This window comes from Streptomyces sp. PKA51 (genome assembly GCF_057552455.1).
Genome location: NZ_BAAJPZ010000001.1, coordinates 182648 through 205689 on the forward strand (window position 1 = coordinate 182648; position 23042 = coordinate 205689).

Consider the following 23042-nt stretch of genomic DNA (forward strand, 5'->3'; position numbering starts at 1 on the left):
GAGGTCGGCGACGTCCGCGTCGTGGTCCGCGAGGACCTCGTCGGACACCCGCAGCTCGTGGCGTTCGTGACCGCCTCGGCACAGGCCGGCGAGGCCGCCGCCCGCCGCATCGCCGCGTGGCTGCCGGCGTACATGCTCCCCTCGCGCACCGTGGCCCTGGCCCGGTTCCCGATGACCCCCAACGCCAAGGTCGACACCGGCCCGCTCGCCGCGTCGCCGCTGGACGACCTGCTGCGCCGCTTCGGCCACGGCGACCAGCCGGCACCGGCCGTGGCCGCCCGGCCCGAGCCGGCCGCGCGCCCCACGGCCGGTGCCGGCGACCTCGTGGCGCTGCTGCGCCGGGCGGCGGCGGACGTCGCCGGGGTGACGGCGGAGCAGATTCCCCTCGACCGGCCGCTCGGCGAGGCGGGCTTCGACTCGATCGGCTTCACCCGGCTGGCGGTCGCCCTGCGCGAACGCTTCGGCATCACGGTGCGGCCGACCGTCTTCTACGCCCGCCCCGACCTCACCTCCCTCGCCGCGCACCTCGCCGACGCCCACCCCGCAGCCTTCGCCCCGGCCGCCGCGGCACCCGCCGCCCCCGCCGCCGCGCCGACCGGCTACCCGCCGGTGGCGATCATCGGGATCGGCGGGCGGCTGCCCTCCTCCGCCACCCTGGAGGAGTTCTGGGGGCACCTCGCCGCCGGCCGCGACCTGACCCGGCCGTACCCGATGGAACGCGGCTTCTCCGCACGGGTGTTCCCCGAGGCGTTCCGGGGCTCCTACATCGACGACGTCGACGCCTTCGACGCGGCGCTGTTCCGCATCTCGCCCCGCGAAGCGGCGCAGATGGACCCCCAGCAGCGGCTGCTGCTGCACGCCGCGCACGAGGCCGTCCTGGACTCCGGGCAGGTCCCCGCCGCACTGGCGGGCAGCCGCACCGGGGTCTTCGTGGGCCTCAGCGGCGCCGACTACCTGAGCCTGCTCGGCCCCGGCTCCGCGGAGATGGGCGACCACTTCCTCATCGGCAACGTCGCCTCGATCGCGGCCAACCGCATCTCGTACGTCTTCGACCTGCACGGCCCCAGCGCCGTCTTCGACACGGCCTGCTCCAGCTCGCTGGTGGCCGTCCACCGCGCGGCGCGCGCACTCCAGCTCGGCGACTGCGAACTCGCCCTGGCCGGCGGCGCCAACCTCCTGCTGTCGCCGCACGGCTTCACCGGACTGCGCCGCGCCGGGATGCTCAGCCCCGACGGACGCTGCAAGACCTTCGACGAACGCGCCGACGGCTACGGCAGGGGCGAGGGCGTGGTGCTCCTCGCGCTCAAGCTGCTCGACCGGGCGCTGGCCGACGGCGATCCGGTGCACGGCGTGCTGATCGGCTCGGCGGAGAACCACGGCGGGCACACCCACTCGCTCACCGTGCCCAACCCGCAGGCGCAGGCCGAGGTCGTCCTCGCCGCGCACCGGGCCGCCGCGGTCGCGCCCGACACGATCGGCTACATCGAGGCCCACGGCACCGGGACGCCGCTGGGCGACCCGATCGAGATCGACGCGCTCAAGGACGCCTTCGGCCGGCTGTACGCGGAGCGGGGGCTCCCCCTTTCCGCGGGGCGCACCGGCATCGGGTCGGTCAAGACGAACATCGGCCACCTGGAGGCCGCCGCCGGCGTCGCCGGCATCGTGAAGGTCCTGCTGGCGATGCGGCACCGCACGCTCCCCGGTCTGGTGGACCTGCGGGTGCCCAACCCGGTGATCGACCTCGCGGACAGCCCGTTCCGGATCCAGTCCGCGGCGCAGGCATGGGAAACACCCGACGGCGCGCCGGCCCGGGCCGGCGTCAGCTCGTTCGGCATGGGAGGCAGCAACGTGCACGTGGTAGTCGAAGAGGCGGGGAAGCGTTGATGAGCGGCAACACCGAGAAGACGACCGCCGCGGTCGTCGTGCTGTCGGCCGACGGCCCCGAACAGCTCGACCGCTACCGGGCGGAGCTGGTGGCCTGGCTGGAGGCCCACCCGGCGGCCTCCTTCGAGGCCGTGGCGCACACGCTGCGAACCGGCCGCGAGGAGCTGCGCGAGCGGCTCGCCGTGGTCGCCGCGAGCGTCGCCGAACTGACCGGGCGCCTGCGCGACGGCGTCGGCGTGGTGCGCGGCACCGCGACCGCCGACGCCCCCGGCGACGCCGTGCGCACCAACGACGCGGCCGAGGCCGCCCGGCTGTGGGTCACCGGGCGGGCCGTCGCCTGGCCGGAGCCGCCCGGCGGCCGCCCCGCCCGGCTCTCCCTGCCCCTGCCGCCCCGGCCGACCCGCCGCTACTGGATCAACCCGCCGGCCTCCCTCGCCGACACCCCCGCCGAACGGCTGCTGACGGGCGAGGAGTTCTACCTGCGCGACCACGCCCTGGGCCCGGTGCGGATCCTGCCCGCGGTGGCCGCGCTGGAGTTCGCCGTGGCCGCTGCCGCCGCGCAGGGGCACGGCCGCGCCACCGGCATCGTCAACGTCCTGTGGGCCCGCCCCGTGCTCGTCGAGGACGAGCCGGTGCGCGTGCGCCTGCACCTGGAGCCCGGCGCCGACGGCGTCGCCTACGAGGTGCGGCGGGCCGACGGCACGGCGGAGGGCGCGCTGTGCTCCACCGGCACCCTCCGCTTCGACGCCCCCGCCGAGGCCCCGCACCTGGACCTGGACGCCGTCCGCTCCCGGCTGCCGCGCACGGCGACGGCCGAGGAGTGCTACGCCGTCTTCACCGCCCTCGGCGGCGGCTACGGCCCCAGCCTGCAGGGCCTGCGCTCGGTGCGCTCCGCGCCCGGCGAGGCCCTGGCCCACGTCGCCGTGCCGCAGGCCGCCGACGTGCCCTTCTCCGACTTCGCCCTGCACCCCTCCCTGCTCGACGCGATGCTCCAGGCGTGCCTGTGGACCGACGAGGACCCCTCGGCCCCCCGCGCCCGCCGGCTGCCCTTCTCCCTCGACGCCGTCGAGATCTTCGGCCCGCTGCCCGAGCAGGGCCACGTGCACGCGCTCGCCACCCCCGCCGGCCACGACGTGAGCCTGACGGACGACCGGGGCCGCGTGTGCGTGCGCCTGCGCGCCGTCGTCACCCGCGCCGTCGACGGCGCCGCCGCCCTCGACGGCACCGTCGCCGCCCACCTGCTCGTCCAGCGCTGGCAGGACGCCCCCGCACCCTCGGCGCAGCCCCGCGCGGCGCGCGTGGTCGCCCTCGGCGAGGAGATACCGGCCGGCGCCGAGGCCGCCGGCGAGGACGCGCTCTTCCCGTGCGACGACGAGCTCCTGGTCGTCCGCGCGGTGCGCGCCGCGGACGGCGACCCGCTGCCCGGCCTGCTGCGGCTGTTCCGCTCCTGGGCGGCGCAGCCGGCCCGCAGGCCGGTACGGGTGCTGTACGCGTTCCGCCCGACCGGCGGGGCCGAGGACGCGCGGGTGCACGCCCTGGACGGGTTCGCGCGCGCCCTCGCCAACGAACACCCCGACTTCCGCGTCGCCGTCGTCGACACCGGCGCCGCCGGCCTCGACGCCGCCGTCGCCACCGAGGCACGCAGCGCGCACGAGTTCCGGGTCCGCCACCCGGCCGCCGGCCGCCGCCAGGTGCTGCGCTGGGAGAGCACGCAGGCGGCCCCCGCGCCGCTCGCCCCGCGCGGCACCGTGCTCGTCACCGGCGGCGCCGGCGCCATCGGCCGCCACCTCGTGGCCCACCTGGGCGGCTCCGCCCGCTACGTCCTGACGGGCCGTTCGCCGCAGGCCGACCTCGCCGACCTGCGCGCCGCCGGCCTCGACGTGCACTACCTGCAGGCCGACCTCGGCGCCCCGGGCGCCGCCGCCGACCTGGTCGCGCGCGTCCACGCCGCGCACGGGCCCCTCCACGGCGTGCTGCACCTGGCCGGCGTCACCCGCGACGCCCTGCTGATCCGCAAGAGCGACGAGGAGAGCGCGGCCGTCCTCGGCCCGAAGGTCCGCGGCACCCTGGAGCTGGACGCGGCCACCGCCGGCGACCCCCTCGACTTCTTCGTCGCCTTCTCCTCCATGTCCGGCGCCGCCGGCAGCCCCGGCCAGACCGACTACGCCTACGCCAACCGCTTCCTCGACGCGTTCACGGCATGGCGGCGCAATAGCGACCGGCCCGGCCGCAGCCTGTCCGTGCTGTGGTCGCTGTGGGCCGACGGCGGCATCCGCGTGGACGCCGACGACGCCACCGCCGCCCGCATGGCCCGCCAGGTCGGCCTGGTGGCCATGCCGACGCAGGCGGCGCTGGACGCCTTCGACCGCGCCCTGGGCCACGACGGCGACCACGTCATGGTCGCGCACGGCAACCTCGCCCGGCTGCGCGAGGTGCTCAACGCCCCTGCACCGGAGCCCGTTGCCGCGCCCGCCCCGGCGGCCGGCGGGCAGCCGCCGGCCGCCGCCCTCGCCGAGGACTTCCTGCGCGAGGTCCTCGCCGAGGTCTTCGAGTTCCCCGCCGAGGACATCGAGCCCGGCACGGCCTTCGAGCAGTACGGCATCGACTCGCTGCTCATCATGGACCTGACCCGCCGGCTGGAGGAGGACTTCGGATCGCTGCCGAAGACGCTGTTCTTCGAGTACCAGAACCTGCGCGACCTCGCGGGCTGGTTCACCGAGCAGCACGGCGCCCGCCTCACGGAACTCGCCGCACCGGCACCCGAAGAGGCCCCGGCGGCGGCCCCCGCGGCACCGGCGGCCGCACCCGAGCCCGTACGCGCACCCGCACCCGTAGCGGTGACGCCCCCGTCCGCTGCGGCTCCCGCCGGCCCGATGCCCATCGCCATCGTGGGCGTCGCGGCACGGTTCGCCGAGTCGGACACCCTGGAGGAGTTCTGGTCCCACCTGCGGGCCGGCCGCGACCTGGTCACCGAGATCCCCGCCGACCGCTGGAACTGGCGCGACTACGACCAGGCCACCCCCGCCGACCGGGACGCCCGCTACAGCCGCTGGGGCAGCTTCCTGCGCGGCATCGACACCTTCGACCCGCTCTTCTTCGGCATCTCGCCCCGCGAGGCGGAGATCATCGACCCGCAGGAGCGGCTGTTCCTGCAGAGCGCCTGGCACGCCATGGAGAACGCCGGACGCACCCGCGCCGACCTGCGCACCCGCCGCGTCGGCGTCTACGTGGGCGCCATGTACGGGCTGTACCAGCTGCACGAGGCCGAGGACGGGCGGATCGGCGCCTCCTCCCACGCCTCCATCGCCAACCGCGTCTCCTACACCCTGGGCCTGACCGGCCCCAGCCTGGGCGTGGACACCATGTGCTCCTCCTCGCTCACCGCCATCCACCTGGCCGTGCGCGACCTGCGCGCCGGTGACACCGACATGGCCCTCGCCGGCGGCGTCAACCTGCACGTCCACCCGTACAAGTACCGCTTCCTCGGCCAGGGCGGCTTCACCTCCAGCGACGGCCGGTGCCGCAGCTTCGGCGCCGACGGCGACGGCTACGTGCCCGGCGAGGGCGTCGGCGCGGTGCTGCTGCGACCGCTCGCCGACGCCGTCCGCGACGGCGACCACATCCACGGCGTCATCCTCGGCACCAGCGTCAACCACGGCGGCCGCACCAACGGCTTCACCGTGCCCAACCCCGTCGCCCAGGGCGACCTGGTCAGCCGGGCGCTGGCCGAGGCCGGCGCCGACCCCGCCTCGCTCGGCTACCTGGAGGCCCACGGCACCGGAACCGCCCTCGGCGACCCGGTGGAGATCCGCGGCCTCGCCCGCGCCCTGGGCACGGCCGGCATGGCCCCGCGCAGCCTGCCCATCGGCTCGGTCAAGTCCAACGTCGGACACCTGGAGTCCGCCTCCGGCATGGCGGGGCTGTGCAAGGTGCTGCTGCAGATGCAGCACGGCGAACTCGTGCCGTCCCTGCACGCCGACCCCCTCAACCCCAACATCGACTTCGACTCCACCCCGCTGCGCGTCCAGCGCGACCTCGCCCCCTGGCCCCGCCCCGCAGGCGCCCTGCGCCGGGCCGGCATCAGCTCCTTCGGCGCCGGCGGCGCCAACGCCCACCTCGTCGTCGAGGAACACGTCGAGGAACACGTCGACGAGCACGCCGCCCCGGCGCCGCACCAGGAGCAGGCGGGCCCGTGGCTCTTCCCGCTCTCCACCCGGGCGCCCGAGCGGCTGCCCGTCCTGGCCGGCCTGCTCGCCGACGCCCTGGAGCGCGAGCCGCACCGCCTCGCGGACGTGGCCTTCACCCTGCAGCACGGCCGCGAGGAATGGGCGGACCGCATGGTCGTCCTGGCCTCCACCACCGCCGAACTCGTCGCCCGCCTGCGGGGCCTGGACACCGACGGCGTCTGGACCGGCAGCGTGCGCGGCCGGGCGGCCTCCAAGGCCGCCGCGCCCGCGAGCGACGCCCCCGCCCACCTCGCCGCGGCCTGGGTCGCCGGCGCGGCGATCGACTGGCCGCGCAACGAGGGACGGCGCGTGCCCCTGCCGGGCTACCCCTTCGAGGAACTGCGCTGCTGGCTCACCGACACCATCTGGTCGCCGCCCGCCCGCACCGCCTCCACCCCCGCACACCCGCTGCTCGGCACACTCGACCCCGCCGAGAGCCTCGACGGCCTCACCCACCGGGCCGCCTTCGGCCCCGAGCACCCCTACATCGACGGCCACCGCGTCGGCGAACTGCGCCTGCTGCCCGCCGCGGCCGTCCTGGAGATGGCACGCGCGGCCGCCGAGGCGGCCGGCGCGGGGGAGCACCTGCGGCTCTCCGGCGTGCGGTGGCTGCGGCCCTTCGTGGTCGGCGGCGCCGAGCGCTCCGCCCGGACGCGGCTGCGCCGCGGTGAGGCCGGCCTCGCCTTCGACCTGAGGGACGACGAGGGCCAGGTGCTCGCCGAGGGCCGCATCGGCACGCTCGACGCCCCGGCCCCCGACAACGTCCCCGTCGAAGCACTCAAGGCCCGCCTGACCGACCGTCACGAGGGCGCGCGGCTGTACGCGGATCTCGCCGCCGCCGGACTCGTCTACGGCCCCGCCCTGCGGGCCGTCGAGTGGATCGCCGCGGGCGACGGGGAGGCGCTGGTGCGCCTGCGCATCCCCGCCGAGGCCGCCCCCTTCGCCGGCTGCGCCCTGCACCCCTCGGTGGTCGACGGCGCCCTGCACGCCTTCGCGGTGCTGCGCGACCGCACCGCAGGCCCCGCCATGGTGCCCTACGCCCTGGCCGCCGCCGAGGTCCTCGCCCCGGTCACCGGGCTCGGCTACGCCCACGTACGGACCGTCGGCACCGACCGCTACGACCTCACCCTCACCGACGACACCGGACGCGTGTGCGCACGCCTGCGCGACCTGTCCCTGCGCCCTGCCCCCGGCAGCGCGGTGGCCGCATCCGCGCCCGCGCCCGCGGCCGGTGCCGTGTCCGCCGACGAGCTGATGTTCACCCCGCGCTGGTCCGCGACGGCCGACCGGGACCCGGCCCCGGCCGGCGGCACCACCTGGCTCGTCCGCGGCCCCGAGCACGCCCGCCTCGCCGCCGTCCTGACGCGGCGTCTGGGCGGCACCGTCGTCGAGCTGGACCCCGACCGCATCGCCGCCGGCACCGACCTGCCCGGCCGCCCCGACCACGTCGTACTGCTCGGCCCCGCCGCCACCGGCCGCACCGACGACACCGACGCCCTCGAAGCCGCGCAGGAGCGCGGCGTGCTCACCCTCTTCCGGCTCGCCAAGGCCCTGCAGAAGCTGGGCTCGGCGGTCCGGCTCACCGTCGTCACCGAGGACGCGATCACCACGGGCGACGAGTCGCCCGCCAACCCGTACGCGGCCAGCCTGCACGGCCTCGCCCTCTCCCTGGCCCAGGAACACCCCCGCTGGCGGGTGGCCGTCGTCGACCGGTGGTCCGCCGAGGCGCCGACCGCCGACGTCCTCGACGTCCCCGCGGGAGGCCCGTACGCGCTGCGCGGCGGCGTCCTGCACCGCCGTCGGCTCGTCCCCGTCCCGGCCACGCCCCCCGCGGAGCGGATCCGCGAGGAGGGCACGTATCTCATCCTCGGCGGCGCCGGCGGCATCGGCCTGGAGCTGACCGCCTGGCTCGTGCGCACCTACCGGGCGAAGGTCGTCCTGCTCGGCCGCAGCGAGCTCGACGACGCCCGGCGCGAGCGCCTGCGCACCATCGACCCGAGCGGCACCCGCGTCACCTACCGGCGCGCCGACGCGACCGACCCCGCGGCGCTGCGCGACGCCGTCGCCCGGACCCGCGCCGCCCACGGCGCCCTGCACGGCGTCTTCCACGCCACGATCGTTCTGCGCGACCAGAGTGTCGCGACGATGACGCAGGAGACCTTCCGGTCCGTCCTGGAGGCCAAGACCCGCACCTCGGTCGCGCTGCACGCCGCGCTGGCCGGGGCCACCGACGTGGACTTCGTGCTGTTCTTCTCCTCCGCCGTGGCGCTCGGCGGCAGCGCCGGCCAGGGCAACTACGCGGCCGGCTCCACCTTCGAGGACGCCTTCGCCCACCACCTCGACGGCGCCCTGCCCGCCCGCGTCGCCGTCATCAACTGGGGCTACTGGGGGACCGTCGGCATCGTCGCCGACGAGCGCCACCGCAGCCGGCTCGCCGCAGCCGGAATCCACTCGATCACCCCGGAGGAGGGGATGACCGCCGTGCACGCCGTGCTCGGACGCGGCGACCGGCAGGTCGTCGTGGTCAAGGCCGACGACTCCGCCCTCGCCGCCGTCGGCGTCGAACGCCACCGCGAGGGCACCGGCGACACGGCGCCGCCGGACGACACCGCACTGGTGCCGTCGCTGGCCGCGCTGCCACCCGTCGCCCGGCTGCTCACCGAGGCCGACGACGCCCGCCTGACCGAGGTCATGTGCGACTGGCTGTGGACCCTCTTCCGCGCCGAAGGCGTCTTCCTCGACCCTGCCGAGACCTGGACCCTCGAGACGCTCACCGCGCACCTGCGCGTCGTGCCCGCCCAGGGCCGGCTCTTCGCCGAGATCCTGCGGCAGCTGACCGGCAGCGGACATCTGCGCGACCGGGGCGGGCACCTCACCCCCACCGGACGTGCGGCCGCCGCCGACCCCGAGGGTGACCTCGTCGCCCTGTGCGAGCAGAAGCCGGCCCTCAACCGCTTCGACCGGCTGCTGCGCCCGTGCCTGCATGCTCTCTTCGGCGTGCTGCGCGGCACCGTCCGGGCCACCGACGTGATGTTCCCCGGCGGCTCGACCACCCTCGTCGAAGGCGCCTACCGGGGCAGCCCGGTGGTCGACCGGGCCAACGAACTCGTCGTCGGCGCGGTCCTGGACCACGTCTCCGCCCACGGCGGCCCCCTGACCGTCGTCGAGATCGGCGCGGGCACCGGCGGCACCACCGCCAGTGTGCTGCCCGCCCTCGCCGCCTCGGGCGCGGACGTGAGCTACGTCTACACCGACATCTCCCGTGCCTTCCTGCAGCACGGACGGCAGCGGTTCGCCGCCGAACACCCCTTCGTCCGCTTCCAGCAGCTCGACGTCTCCGGCGACCCGGCCGCCCAGGGCTTCACCCCCGGCAGCGCCGACCTCGTCGTGGCCGCCAACGTCCTGCACGCCACCCCCGACCTGCTCGCCACCCTGCGCGCCGTCGCATGGCTGCTCAAGCCCGGCGGACGCCTGGTGCTCAACGAGGCCAGCAGCAACGTCCTGACCGCCACCCTCACCTTCGGCCTCCTCGACGGCTGGTGGCTGCACCGCGACGCCGAACTGCGCCTGCCCGGCTCCCCGCTGCTGTCCGCGCCCGGCTGGCGCAAGGCCCTCGCCCTCGCCGGCTTCGCCCGCAGCCGCGCCCTGCCCGCCGACGAGGGACTGACCCAGCACGTGGTGGTCGCCCACACGGCGGCGGACGGCGACGCGCCGCCCGCCCCGAGCGTGCCCGCAGTGTCCGTGGTGTCCGCCGTGTCCGCTGCATCCGAGGCATCCGGTGCGTCCGTTGCAGCCGACGTGTCCGGCGGCGGGGACGCCGACGCGCTGACCGAGGCCGCCCACGCCTACGTCAAGGACGCCTTCGCCGAGATCCTCCAGGTGCCGCACGAGCGGCTCTGGCTGGACGAGACGTACGAGAACTTCGGCGTCGACTCGCTGACGGTGCCGCAGATCGTGGACGTCCTCTCCCGGAGCATGGGCGAGCTGCCGGCGACGCTGCTCTTCGAGTACCCGACGATCCGCGAGATCGCCGACTACCTGCTGCAGCGGCACGCCGACAAGGTGCGCGCCCTGCTCCCCGAAACCCCGGCCCCCACGGCCACCCCGGCCCCCACGGCCGCTCCGGCCGCCCCGGCCGTCCGGGCGGCGGCCGAACCCGCCCCCGCGCCCCTCGCCGGCGCCGACCAGCGCATCGCCGTCATCGGCGTCGCCGGCCGCTACCCGCTGGCCGACGACACCGACGCCTTCTGGGAGAACCTGCGCGCCGGCCGCGACTGCGTGCGCGAGGTGCCGGCCGACCGCTGGGACCACCGTGCCCAGGAACCCGCCGACGGCCGGCAGCTCAGCCGCTGGGGCGGCTTCCTCGACGGCATCGACGAGTTCGACCCCCGCTTCTTCCAGATGTCGCTGCGCGAGGCCGAGCTCACCGACCCGCAGGAACGTCTCTTCCTGCAGACCTCCTGGCACGCCCTGGAGGACGCCGGCTACACCAGGGCCCGCCTGCGCGGCAGCCGCGTCGGCGTGTACGTGGGCGTCATGTACGGCCACTACCAGCTGTTCGAGGACGAGCGCGGCCTCGCCGGCGGCATGGGCTACGCCTCCATCGCCAACCGGGTCTCCTACGTCCTCGACCTGCGCGGCCCGAGCCTGGCGATCGACACCATGTGCTCCTCGTCGCTGACGGCCATCCACCTCGCCTGCGAGGCCCTGGCGTCCGGCCAGGCCGAGTACGCGCTCGCCGGCGGCGTCAACCTCGCCCCGCACCCGCGCAAGTACCGCCAGCTCGCGGCCGGCGGCTTCACCGGCGCGAGCGGGCGCTGCCGCAGCTTCGCCGACGGCGGCGACGGCATGGTGCCCGGCGAGGGCGTCGGCGCCGTCCTGCTCAAGCCGCTGGCCGCCGCCGAACGCGACGGCGACCGCATCCTCGGCGTCATCCTCGGCAGCGCCGTCAACCACGGCGGCAAGACCGGCGGGTACGCCGTGCCCAGCCCGTCCGCCCAGGGCGAGGTCATCGCCCAGGCGCTGCAGCGCGCCGGCGTCGAGCCGGCGAGCGTGTCGTACGTGGAGGCCCACGGCACCGGCACCGCGCTCGGCGACCCGGCCGAGGTCGCCGGCCTCGACCGGGCCTTCGGGAAGCTGCCGGCCGGCTCGGTCGCCCTCGGCTCGGTGAAGTCCAACGTCGGCCACCTGGAGTCCGCCGCGGGCGTCGCCGCCCTGACCAAGGTCCTGCTGCAGATGCGGGCCCGCGAACTGGCCCCCTCGCTGCACGCCGACACCCTCAACCCGGCCGTCGACTGGGCCGCCTCGCCCTTCCGCGTCCAGCGGGAACTCGCCCCCTGGACGGCCGGCGGGCCGCTGCGCGCGGGCATCAGCGCCTTCGGCGCGGGCGGCTCCAACGCGCACCTCGTCGTCGAGGAGTACCGCGACGAGACCCGTCCCGCTCCCCTCGCCGGGCCGGCCGTCTTCCCGTTCTCGGCCCGCGACGAGGAGGGACTGCGCCGCGTGGTCGAGGCCATGCGCGCCCGGCTGCGGGCCACGGACCCCGGCGCCGGTGCGCGGGACGTGGCCGAGCTGGCCGCCGCCGTCGGCGTGCCCGTCACGGCGGCCGACGAGCCCCTCGACGAACTGGGCCTCGACCCGGCGACCATGGTGCGCCTGATCGGCCTCGGCGAGACCGCCCGTCCCGGCGCCGTGCACGGCGGCACCACCCTGCGCGAACTGGCCGCCGCCCGCACCGGCTCCGCCGGCGACGCGATCGACCTCGCCCGCCTGGCGCACACCCTGCAGACCGGCCGCGAGCCCATGGCCCACCGGTTCGCCGTCGTCGCACGCTCCGCCGGCGAACTCGCCGACGCCCTCGACGCGTTCCTTGCCGGCCGGCCCGGCGGACACCGCGGCGTGGTCACCGCCGAGCCGGCAGCCGCCACCGTGCCCTCCCCGGCCGACCCCGAGGGCGTCGCCCGCCGCTGGGCCGCCGGCGAGGTCTTCGACTGGGCCGCCGCCCACGAGCACCCCGTGCGCCCGCTGTCCCTGCCCGGCTACCCGTTCGCACGGACCCGCTGCTGGATCGACGCCGTGACCCCCGCCGCCCCGGCAGTGCAGGGGGAGCGGCAGGACGGCCGCGTCCTGGAGACCGTGCTGCACCTGCTGGGCACCGTCAGCGGCTACCCCCTCGCCGACCTCGACGCGGCCGGCTCCTTCCACGAGCACGGCCTGGACTCCCTCAGCCTCATCCGGCTCGCCGACGAGGTCTCCGGCACCTTCGGCGTCTCCGTCGGCCCCGACCAGCTGCTCGCCACCCCCACCCCGGCGGCCCTCGCCGCCTGGCTGGAGGCCGAACACCCCGACGCCACCGGCATGCCCGCCGCCGCGCCCGCGCCCGCACCCGCACCCGCCCCCGCCGCCGACGACCCCGTCGTGATCGTCGGCATGGCCGGTACGCTGCCGGGCGCCCGCGACCTGGAGGAGTTCTGGACCGCCCTGCAAAAGGGCGGCGACCTGTTCACCGAGGTGCCCGCCGACCGCTGGGACACCGCCGCGCACTACGGCGACCCGGCCCGGCACCCCGACCGCACCCGCATCACCCGCGGCGGGTTCATGCCCGACATCGACCGCTTCGACCCGCTGTTCTTCGGCATCTCGCCGCGCGAGGCCCGCTGGATGGACCCCAGGCAGCGCCTGCTCGTGCGCACCGTGTGGGCGGCACTGGAGGACGCCGGCATCGACCCGGCCCGCCTCGCCGGCACCGACACCGGCCTCTTCGTGGGCGTCGGCTCCTCCGAGTACGCCGAGCTGGTGCAGCGCTCCGGCACGGCCACCGACGCGTACTCCTCGACCGGCCTGACCCCCTCCATGCTGGCCAACCGCGTCTCCTACCACCTCGACCTGCGCGGCCCCAGCGAACCGGTCGACACCGCCTGCTCCAGCTCGCTCGTCGCCCTGCACCGCGCCGCCGAGGCCCTGCGCCTCGGCCACTGCGACACGGTCGTCGCCGGCGGCGTCAGCCTCATGCTCTCGCCCCTGACCTTCGCCTCCCTCGAACGCGCCGGCATGCTCAGCCCCGACGGCGTGGGCCGCGCCTTCGACAAGGACGCCGCCGGATACGTGCGCGGCGAAGGCGTCGGCGCCGTCGTCCTCAAGCGGCTCAGCCGCGCCCTGGCCGACGGCAACCCGGTCCTCGCCGTCCTGCGCGGCACCGCCGTCAACCACGGCGGGCGCTCCAACTCGCTGACCGCCCCCAACCCGCGCGCCCAGGCCGAGGTCATCGTGCGCGCCCACCGCGAGGCCGGCATCGACCCCGCCACCGTCGGCTACATCGAGACCCACGGCACCGGCACCGTCATCGGCGACCCCGCCGAGACCAACGGCCTGCGGCAGGCCTTCACCGAGCTCTACCGCGACTGGGGCCACCCGGCGCCCGCGGCGCCGCACTGCGCCCTGGGCGCGCTGAAGAACACCATCGGCCACCTGGAGCCCGCGGCGGGCATCGCCGCCGTGCTGCGCGTCCTGCTGTCCCTGCGGCACGGCCGCATCACCGGCGACCCCCACGGCCCCGAGCTCAACCCCCACCTGGCCCTGGACGGCAGCCCGTTCGAGATCGCGGCGACCGGCCGCGACTGGGCACCCCCGGCCCCGGGCGTGCCCCGGCGCGCCGGAGTGAGCTCCTTCGGCTACGGCGGCGTCAACGCCCATGTCGTCCTGGAGGAGTACCCCGCCGACGAGCCGTCGCCGTCGGGCGACCAGGCGGTCGTCGTCCTCTCGGCCCGCGACCCGCAGCGCCTGCGCGCCTACGCCCAGTCCCTGCTGGACGCTCGCGACTCCTGGTCCCACGACCTAGCCGGCACCGCCCGCACGCTCCAGACCGGCCGCACCGAACACGCCGAACGCCTCGCATTCGTCGCCGCATCCGGCGACCACGCGGTGGCCGCACTGCGCCGCTTCCTCGCCGGCGAGACGACCGGCCTGCACACCGGCCACGTCGACCGCCACGCCGACCGCACGCCGTTCGACGGCCACGACGACGAGGCCACGGCGGCCGCGTGGGTACGCGGCGCCACCGTCGACTGGGCGGCTCGCTGGACGAACCCCCCGCGGCTGCGCTCCCTGCCGACATACCCTTTCGCGTCGGAGCGCCACTGGTTCACGGACGGCACGCCGGCGCCTGCGACCGAGCCGGCGGCTCCCGCAGCCGCCGCCCCCGTCAGCCTCTTCGGTGCCGAGTGGGTGGACGAGGCCGTGCCGGGCGCCGGGGCCGGTGCCGGCCGGGTGCTGGTCTTCGGCGATCTGCCCGTCCCCGGGGCCGTGCACGTGCGGGCCGGTGACGCCTACGCCGACAACGGCACCACCGTCACCATCCGCCCCGGCGAGGCCGAGGACTACGCCCGGCTGCTCGACACTCCCGCCGAGCGGATCGTCCACCAGTGGCCGCTGCTGCACCCCGACCGCCAGGACCTCGGCATCGAGTCCGTGTTCCTGCTCGTCCGGGCCATGACGGCCGCCCCCGCCCGCGCCGCGGCGCGGATCCAGGTGCTGGTGCCCGAGGGCGCCATGGCCGAGGCGTGGGGCGGGTTCGACGCCTCGCTGCGCGCCGCGCTCCCCGGTACCGCCTTCGGTGTCGTGCGCGTCGCCGGCCGGGTCGGGACGGCCGCCCTGCTCGCCGAGGTGTCCGCCGAACGGCTCTCCGCAGCCGCGGTCCGCCTCGCGGCCACCGGCCGCAGCGTGCGCGTGCTCGCCGAGGTCCCCGCGCACCCCGTCGCCGCCTCGCCGCTGCGCGCGGACGGCGTCCACCTGGTGACCGGTGGCGCGGGCGGGCTCGGGCTGCTGCTCGCCCGTACGCTGCTGGCGCGCGGGGCCCGCGTCGCCCTGACCGGCCGGTCGTCCGCCGCGGACCGCGCCCGTGAGCTCGCCGAGCTCGGCGCCCTCGGGGACGTGGCCTACTTCCAGGCGTCCGTGGACGACCCGGCCGCCATGGCCCGGGTCGTGGCGGACGTCAAGAACCGGTGGGGTGCGCTGCACGGCGTCTTCCACCTCGCCGCGACCGCCTCGCGCACCCCGCTGCCGGGCAAGGACGTCACCGAGTTCCGCAGCCACCTGCGGGCCCGGTTCGAGGGCACGCGCGTACTCGACGAGGTGACCCGCGACGAACCGCTGGAGCTGTTCGTCCTGTACTCCTCCCTCGCCGGCCAGCTCGGCGACTACGGCCTCGTCGACTACGCGGTCGGCGCCCGTTTCCTCGACGGCTTCGCCGAGGAGCGCGAGACGCTGCGCCGGGCGGGCCGCCGCAGCGGGCACACGGTCTCCGTCGACTGGCCCATGTGGCGCGCCGGAGGCATGCACGTCGACGCCGACGACGAGCACCGCTACCTCGCCGACACCGGCTTCCGCTACGTGGAGGCCGACGAGGGCGAGCGCCTGCTGGACCTGGTCCTGCGGCTGGGCCGCCCCCAAGTCGCCGTCCTGCCCGGGGAGCCCGAGCGGATGCGCGGGCACGTCGAGGCGATGCGGGTGCGGGAGAACGTGCCCGCGGCGCGCGTGACCACGCCGGCAGCCGCGCCCGTGCCCGGTGAACTGGCCGGTGAGCTGCGCACGATGGTCGCCGAGCTCCTGGGCCTGGCACCGCACGCGCTCGACCCGGAGGCCGGTTTCGGCGAGTACGGCCTGGACTCCTTCGGGCTCCAGTCGCTGTCCGTCTCCCTGGAGGAGCGCTACGGCGTGAGCGTGCCCACGACGACGCTGTTCGGCGCCAACACCATCGACAAGCTCGCCCGGCACCTGCTGGCGGAGCACCCCGCCCTGGCGGTACGGACCCAGGAACCCGCAACCGTCCCCGTAGTTGTGGAGGAGCCCGTACAGGAGCCCGCGCCCGCTCCCGCGGCCGACGACGCCGTCGCCATCGTCGGCATGGCCGGGCGCTTCCCCGGCTCGCCCGACCTGGAGGCGTTCTGGGACAACCTCGCCGACGGCCGGGACCTGATCACCGAGACCCCCGCCGACCGGTGGGACTGGCAGGAGATCTCCCGCCGCTTCGGCGGCACCGCCCGTTGGGGCGGCTTCCTGGACGACGTCGACCGCTTCGACGCGCGGTTCTTCAAGCTCTCGCCCGCCGAGGCCGAGGTGATGGACCCGCAGCACCGGCTCTTCCTCGAACACACCTGGGCGGCGCTGGAGGACGCCGGCTGCCGGCCGGACCGACTCGCGGGTCGCCGCGTGTGCGTGTTCGCGGGCGTGCAGTTCAACGACTACGAGACGATGGTCCTGCAGGGCGAGCAGGTCAACGCCCACGCCGGCACCGGGCTGGCGCGCACCATGCTGGCCAACCGCATCTCGTACCTGCTGGACCTCAGGGGCCCCAGCGAGAGCATCGACACCGCCTGCTCCAGTTCCCTGGTGGCCCTGCACCGCGCCGTGCGCGCGCTGCGCAGCGGGGAGAGCGAGCTGGCCATCGCCGGCGGGGTGAGCCTGGTGCTCTCGCCGCAGACCGTCGTCGCCGGCAACCAGCTCGGCGTGCTCGCCCCCGACGGCCGCTGCAAGGCGCTGGACGCGCGGGCCGACGGATACGTCAAGGGCGAGGGCGTCGGCGTCGTCGTGCTCAAGCCGCTCGCCCGCGCCCTCGCCGACGGCGACCGCGTGCACGCGGTGATCCGCGGCAGCGCGGTCAACCACGGCGGCCACGCCTCCTCGCTGACCGCCCCCAACCCCCTCGCCCAGGCCGACCTGCTCGTCGACGCCTACCGCGACGCGCGGGTGCCCGTCGAGACGCTCTCCTACGTCGAACTCCACGGCACCGGCACCGCACTCGGCGACCCCGTCGAGATCGACGGCCTGATCCGGGCGCACCGCACCCTGGCCGGCGGCCCGGCGACCGCCTGCGGCATCGGAACCGTCAAGAGCAACATCGGCCACCTGGAGCCGGCCGCGGGCATCGCGGGCGTCATCAAGGTGGTGCTGGCCATGCGGCACCGGACCCTGCCGCCCACGCTGCACCTGCAGCGGCTCAACCCGCTGATCGACCTGACCGGAACGCCGTTCCTGCCCGTGCAGGAGGCCACCGAGTGGGCACCGGCGGACGCCGCCGGGGCGCCCCTGCCGCTGCGCGCCGGCGTCAGTTCCTTCGGCTTCGGCGGCGTCAACGCGCACGTCGTCCTGGAGGAGGCGCCCGCGGCGCTCACGACGGCAACCCCCGCCGCGGCGCAGGAGGCGTTCCTGCTCTCCGCCCGCGACGAGGACGCCCTGCGCCGCTACGCCGCGGCCGTCGTGGAGTTCCTCGACGGGGAGACGGTGCCGCCGCTGGCCTCGCTCGCATACACCTCCCAGACCGGGCGCGTGCCCATGGCGGCACGCCTCGCGGTGGTCGCCGCCACGACCGGCGAACTGCGCGCCCGGCTGGCCGCCTTCCTCGACGGCGGGACCGCCCGCGGCGAGGGCTCCGGCGCGGACCTGGCGTGGCTGTCCGAGCCGGAAGGCGCCGAGTACCTGCAGCGCCTGATGCGCGAGGGACGGCTCGACCGCATCGCCCGGCTGTGGCAGGACGGCGCCGACATCGACTGGAGCGCCCTGCGCGGCGACCGGCCGGCGCCGGTGTCCATGCCCACCTACCCCTTCGCGCGCGAGCGGCACTGGCTCACGGCCGCGGACGACTCCTCGCTGCTGCTGGTCAAGCACTGGGAGCCCGCACCGCTGCCGCACGCCGAGCTGCCGGGCAGGGTCCTGGTGCTCGTCGGCGCCGAGACCGAACCGCTGGCGGCCGGGGTGTTCGGCACCGGCGCCACCGTCGTGCGGGCCGACGCCCTCGACGACGGCGACGAGGCCACCCGCGCCCGCATCGTCGAGTCGGCCGCCGGCACGGACGCCGTCGTCGACCTGGTGGACGTCTCCGCCACGCCGGACGCCGCCCTGCGTACCGACTGGGGCCGCATCGCGCTGCTGCGCGACCTGGTCAGCGCGCACCGCACCCGCGGCCTCGCCTACCTGCACCTGACCCGCGGTCTTGCGACCTTCCGCACCGAGCACCCCACGCTGCGCGGCGCCACGTTCGCGGGCCTGGTCAGGATGCTCACGGCCGAATACCGCGGGGTGTTCGCCCGCACCCTCGACCTGGACACCCTCGACCCGGCCGCCGTGCGCTCCGCCGTCGCCGCCGAACTCGCCGCCACCGACCCGGTGACCGAGGTCTGCGTACGCGAGGGCGTACGGCACCGGCCGGCACTGCGCCCGGCCGACGGGGCTGCGGCCTCCGCGGCCTCCGCGGACTGGGCCGCCGACCTGGCCGGCCGCACGGTCGTGATCACCGGTGGTACCGGGGCACTGGGCCGGCTGGTCGCCGCCCGGCTCGTCGAGCGCGGTGCCGACCGGCTCCTCCTGCTCGGCCGCACCCCGCTGCCCGCCCGCGACCAGTGGCCCGCCCTCCTGGCCGACCCCGGCACCGACCCGGCCCTCGCGGCACGCCTGCGCGACCTCGCGTCCCTCGAACGCCCCGGCGTCCGGGTGGAGATCGCGGCCGCGCCGACGCCCGACGCCCTCGCCGAGGCGCTCGACGGCGCACGGCGCGCCCTCGGCCCGATCGCGGGCATCGTGCACTGCGCCGGGCTCGGCGTGATGCGCGACCCGGCCTTCATCGGCAAGCGGATCGAGGACGTCCGACGGGTGCTGGAGCCGAAGACGGCAGGTCTGCAGGCCCTGCTGGAGGCGTGCGCGGACGATCCGCTGCGGTTCGTCGTGCTGTACTCCTCCGTCGCCGGGCAGGTGCCCGCACTGGCCGTCGGCATGAGCGACTACGCCCTGGCCAACTCCGTCCTGGACCGCGTCGCCGAACACCGGGCCGCCACCGGCGGACCCGTCGTCGTCAAGTCGCTGCAGTGGCCCAGCTGGCGCTCGGCCGGCATGCCCGAGGTCGACACCCCCGCCTACCGGGACCTCGGCCTGCGCACCCTCGACCCCGAGACCGGCCTCGCCCTCCTGGACCGGGCCATGGCCACGCCCGAACCGGTCGTCCTGCCGTGCGCCGCGGACCCGGCGCGCTTCGACGCGGCCGCCCTGCTCGCCGTTCCGGCACCGACCCGTACGGCCGCCACTGCGACGCCGGTTCCGCGTGCGGCCGCCCCGGCGACGGCGAACGGCTCGGTCCGCCGCCTGACGCAGGTCATCGCCGCCACGCTGCGCATGGACCCCGAACGGATCGGCCCGGACGAGGACTTCGCCGACCTGGGCGTGGACTCCATCATGGTGGCGCAGATCCTGGCGGCCCTGGAGCGCGAACTCGGCATCGTCGCCGAACCGTCGGCGGTCATCGAGAACCCGACGGTCACACTCCTGGCCAAGGCCCTGGCCGACCAGTTCCCGCCGGAGGCGGAAGCTGTTGCGGGCCCGGCCGCGCCCGAGGCTTCGCCGGCAACCGCGGCGACCGGGACCGGGGGCACCCCGGCCCCGGCAACGCCTGCCGGAACCCCTGCGCCGGCCGCCGAGGCGGCTGCGGAGGGCACGGCGGTGCCCGGGCAGGCTGCTCGTGCCGCGGCGGAGCCGTCGGCTTCGGAACCGGACACTGTGGCTGGTGCGGCTGGTGCTGCCCCCGCACTGCCGGAGGCCGGCAGCAAGCCGGCCGGCGCCGCACCGGCCCCCGCCCCCGTCGCCGACGGCCACGCCGTCGCCGTCGTCGGGATCGCCGCGCACTTCCCCGGTGCGCCCGATCACCACGCCTTCTGGCGCAACCTCGTCTCCGGCACGGACTCCGTCACCGAGGTGCCGGCGTCCCGGTGGGACGCCGATCGGCTCTGGCCGCAGGCCACCGTCAGCAAGTGGGGCGGCTTCCTCGACGGGATCGAGGACTTCGACCCCGAGTACTTCCGGCTGGACGCCGCCGCGGCGCCCTTCATCGATCCGCTGGTGCGGCAGGTGCTGGAGACCGGTGCCGAGTGTCTGGCCGACGCCGGGCTCGCGCCCGGCGACGTCGCCGGACGGCGCGTCGGCGTGTTCGCCGGTGCCCGCAGCGCGAACTTCGGGGCGCACCACGGCACCGCCGGCCCGCACGCGATCAGCGGCGTGGCGCAGAACTTCATCGCCGCACAGCTGTCGCACTTCCTCGACCTGCGCGGTCCGGCCGTCGTCGTCGACACGGCCTGCTCCAGTGCGCTGGTCGCGGTGCACATGGCCGCGCGCAGTCTGCGGGCGGGGGAGTCGGACCTGGCCTTCGCGGCCGGGGTGGACATCCTCCTCGACGAGGTGCCGTTCGTCGGGATGAGCGGGGCGGGTGCCCTGTCGCCGACCGGCCGCTGCCGTACGTTCGACGAGCGGGCCGACGGCATCGTGCTGGGCGAGGGCGCCGGCATGGTGCTGCTCAAGCGGCTGTCCGACGCGGTGCGCGACGGTGACCGCATCTACGCGGTGATCGAGGGCAGTGCCGTGAACAACGACGGCCGCACCATGGGCATCACGACGCCGAACCCCCGCGCGCAGCGCGAGGTGATCGAGGCGGCCTGGGCGGACGCCGCCGTGTCCCCCGAGCAGATCGGGTACGTGGAGGCGCACGGCACCGGCACCATGATCGGCGATCCGATGGAGCTGAAGGCGCTCACGGAGGCGTTCCGCGGGGTCACCGATGCGGTCGGGTTCTGCGGTGTGGGCAGCGTGAAGACCAACATCGGGCACACGCTCAGCGCCGCGGGCATGGCCGGGCTGATCAAGGTCGTGCTGGCGGTGCACCATGCGCAGCTGCCGCCGACGCTGCACTGCGAGACCCTCAACCGGCGCTTCCGGTTCGAGGAGTCGCCGCTGTTCCCGGTGCGGGAGCTGCGGGAGTTCGCCGGTTCGGGCGGCGAACGCCGTGGGGCGGTGAGTTCCTTCGGGTTCGGCGGCACCAACGCGCACATGGTGGTGCGCCAGGCGCCCGGCGGCCACGTGCCCTCGCGCACGGCGCTGGAAGCGCCCCGCTACCAGCGGCGGCGCTTCTGGTTCGACGCCCCTGCCGCACCCGCACCCGCACCCGCGGCCGAAGCACCCCCGGCCGAAGCACCCGCACCGTTCTTCGAGCTCGACTTCTCCAGCACGTCCAGCACGCCGGAAGGAAAGAAATGACAGCGTTGGATGGCCTGACCTGCACCGTGGTCGTGCGCGGCACCGACCCGGTGCTGCGGGACCACCGGGTGCACGGCACGCGCATCCTGCCCGGTGTGTCGTTCCTCGACATGATCTACCGGATCCTGCGGGCGCGGGGCGTGGACACCGCCCGGGCGGAGCTGCGCCGCGTGCTGTTCCGCAACCCGGTCGCCGCCGGCGCGGACTTCGACACCGAGCTGCGCCTGCAGTTCACCGCGGACGGCGACGGCGGCGACTACCGGGTGTCGGTCACCGGCACCCGCCGCCCGTCGGGGGAGAGCGAGCCGGTGCTGGACTGCCGGCTGCGCCTGGACGTGCCGTTCCCGGGGCGCACCATCGACGTGGCCGCGCTGCGCGCGGCGCCGCTCACCGCCGACATGGCGGATCTGTACGCGCTGGTGCGCGGCACCGGCATCGAGCACGGCGATTTCATGATGGCCCGCGGCACGCTGCACGTCGGTGACGGCGAGCTGCTCGCCGACCTGTCGCTGAGCCCGCAGGCCGCGGCCTACGCCGACTACTTCCATCTGCATCCGGCCGCGCTGGACTCCTCGACGCTGCTGCCGACCCAGTTCGCCACGGTGGGGGCGGGCGGTGCGGCGCGGCCGTACATCCCGATGCTCATCGAGTCGTTCCGGGCCCGGGGCCCGGTCGGGGCGAGCACCCTGGTGCATGCCGTTCCGCCGCGCCCGGCCGGTCCGGACGGCGATCTGACCACGTGCGACCTGCGTTTTCTCGACCCGGACGGCAATGTCGTGCTGTGGTTCGAGGGCCTGACCTCGAAGCGCATCCGCACCGAGGACGCCATCACCCGGCTGGAGGGTGCCCCGCGGCCGCGGCAAACGGCCGAGACTGCCGAGACCGTCGTACGGGGCCTGCTCGCCGAGCGCCTGGAGCAGGCGGAGTTCGACGAGGAGGCGGGCTTCTACGAGCTGGGTCTGGACTCCACGGCGCTGCTGGGCATCGCCGCCGACCTGGAGCGTGCGTACGGCACGGACTTCTCGCCGACCCTGTTGTTCGAGCACAACACCTTCGCGTCGCTGGTCGAGCACCTTGGGGAGTACGAGCTGCCCGCGACCGCGCAGGCGCGGCCCGTCGTCACGGCTGCCCCTGCGGAACTGCCGTCGGAGGTCGTCTGGTTCGAGCCGCAGTGGCGGTCCGTACCGCTGCCGGCGCGGCCGGCCCCGGCCCGCGTGCTGACCGTCGACGCGGCGACCCCGCGCGACTGGCCGGCCCTGCTCGCATCGAGCGACGCCTGCGATGTGCTGTGGACCCCGGCCGACCCCGAGGACGTCGAGCGCGAGGCGGTCGACCTGACCGCCTTCGCGGCGGCCCTGCTCCGTACCCGCCGCAGTCCCGTCCGTATCGCCTGTCACCTTCCGGCCGATGCCCCGCCCGCCGTGGCCGCCGCGCTCGCGGGCCTCTTCCGCACCCTGCGCATCGAACAGCCCGGCGTGCACGCGGCCGTGGTGCGCTCGGCGCACGCGGCCGACGCGCTGGCGGAGCTCGCCGCGGGCGCGCCCGACGTGGACGTGCTCCACGCGACGGGGGAGCGCCGGGTGCGCGACGTACGACCCGTGCCCGTCCCGCAGACCCCGGCGAGCCTGCGCGAGCGGGGCGTGTACCTGATCACCGGCGGGCTCGGCGGCGTCGGCCTGGCCCTGGCCCGGCACCTGGCGCGGACCGTGCGCGCCCGGCTCGTCCTGTGCGGGCGTACGGCGGCCGAGTCCGCCGTGACCGCCGAACTGACCGCCCTGGGCGCCGAGGTCGCCGTCGTCGCGGCCGACGTCTCCCGCGCCGAGGACGTACGCCGTGCCGTTGAGACCGCCGTGTCGAGGTTCGGTG

3 protein-coding genes (2 of these 3 running past the window's edge) are annotated in these 23042 nt (G+C 76.0%); all 3 read left to right on the top strand.

Translation table 11 applies throughout. The annotated features are described in order from the left end of the window. Tightly spaced (each overlapping or abutting the next), the 3 genes in view from AC27L3_RS00690 to AC27L3_RS00700 form a layout consistent with a single transcriptional unit that may run on beyond the window. Window positions 1-1884 carry the 3' portion of an amino acid adenylation domain-containing protein gene (locus AC27L3_RS00690; RefSeq protein ID WP_487231964.1) on the top strand. The gene continues 2754 nt to the left of window position 1, outside the view, so 1884 of the gene's 4638 nt are visible here — the last part of the coding sequence; its start codon lies beyond the left edge, outside the window; the stop codon is at window positions 1882-1884. Next, a complete protein-coding gene (locus AC27L3_RS00695; RefSeq protein WP_487231965.1) occupies window positions 1884-21176 on the top strand; it encodes an SDR family NAD(P)-dependent oxidoreductase in 19293 nt (6430 codons plus the stop codon). The genes AC27L3_RS00690 and AC27L3_RS00695 overlap by 1 nt, the downstream gene beginning before the upstream one ends. Next, a protein-coding gene (locus AC27L3_RS00700; protein ID WP_487231966.1) for an SDR family NAD(P)-dependent oxidoreductase crosses the window boundary here: on the top strand, window positions 21173-23042 show its start. The gene runs 5090 nt beyond the window's last position; only the first 1870 of its 6960 coding nucleotides appear in the window; it begins with the start codon at window positions 21173-21175; its stop codon lies off the right edge, out of view. The genes AC27L3_RS00695 and AC27L3_RS00700 overlap by 4 nt, the downstream gene beginning before the upstream one ends.

Excerpts from the sequence above, each read along its gene's own strand:
- AC27L3_RS00695 (WP_487231965.1), top strand. The coding sequence starts at position 1,884 with ATGAGCGGCAACACCGAGAAGACGACCGCCGCGGTCGTCGTGCTGTCG.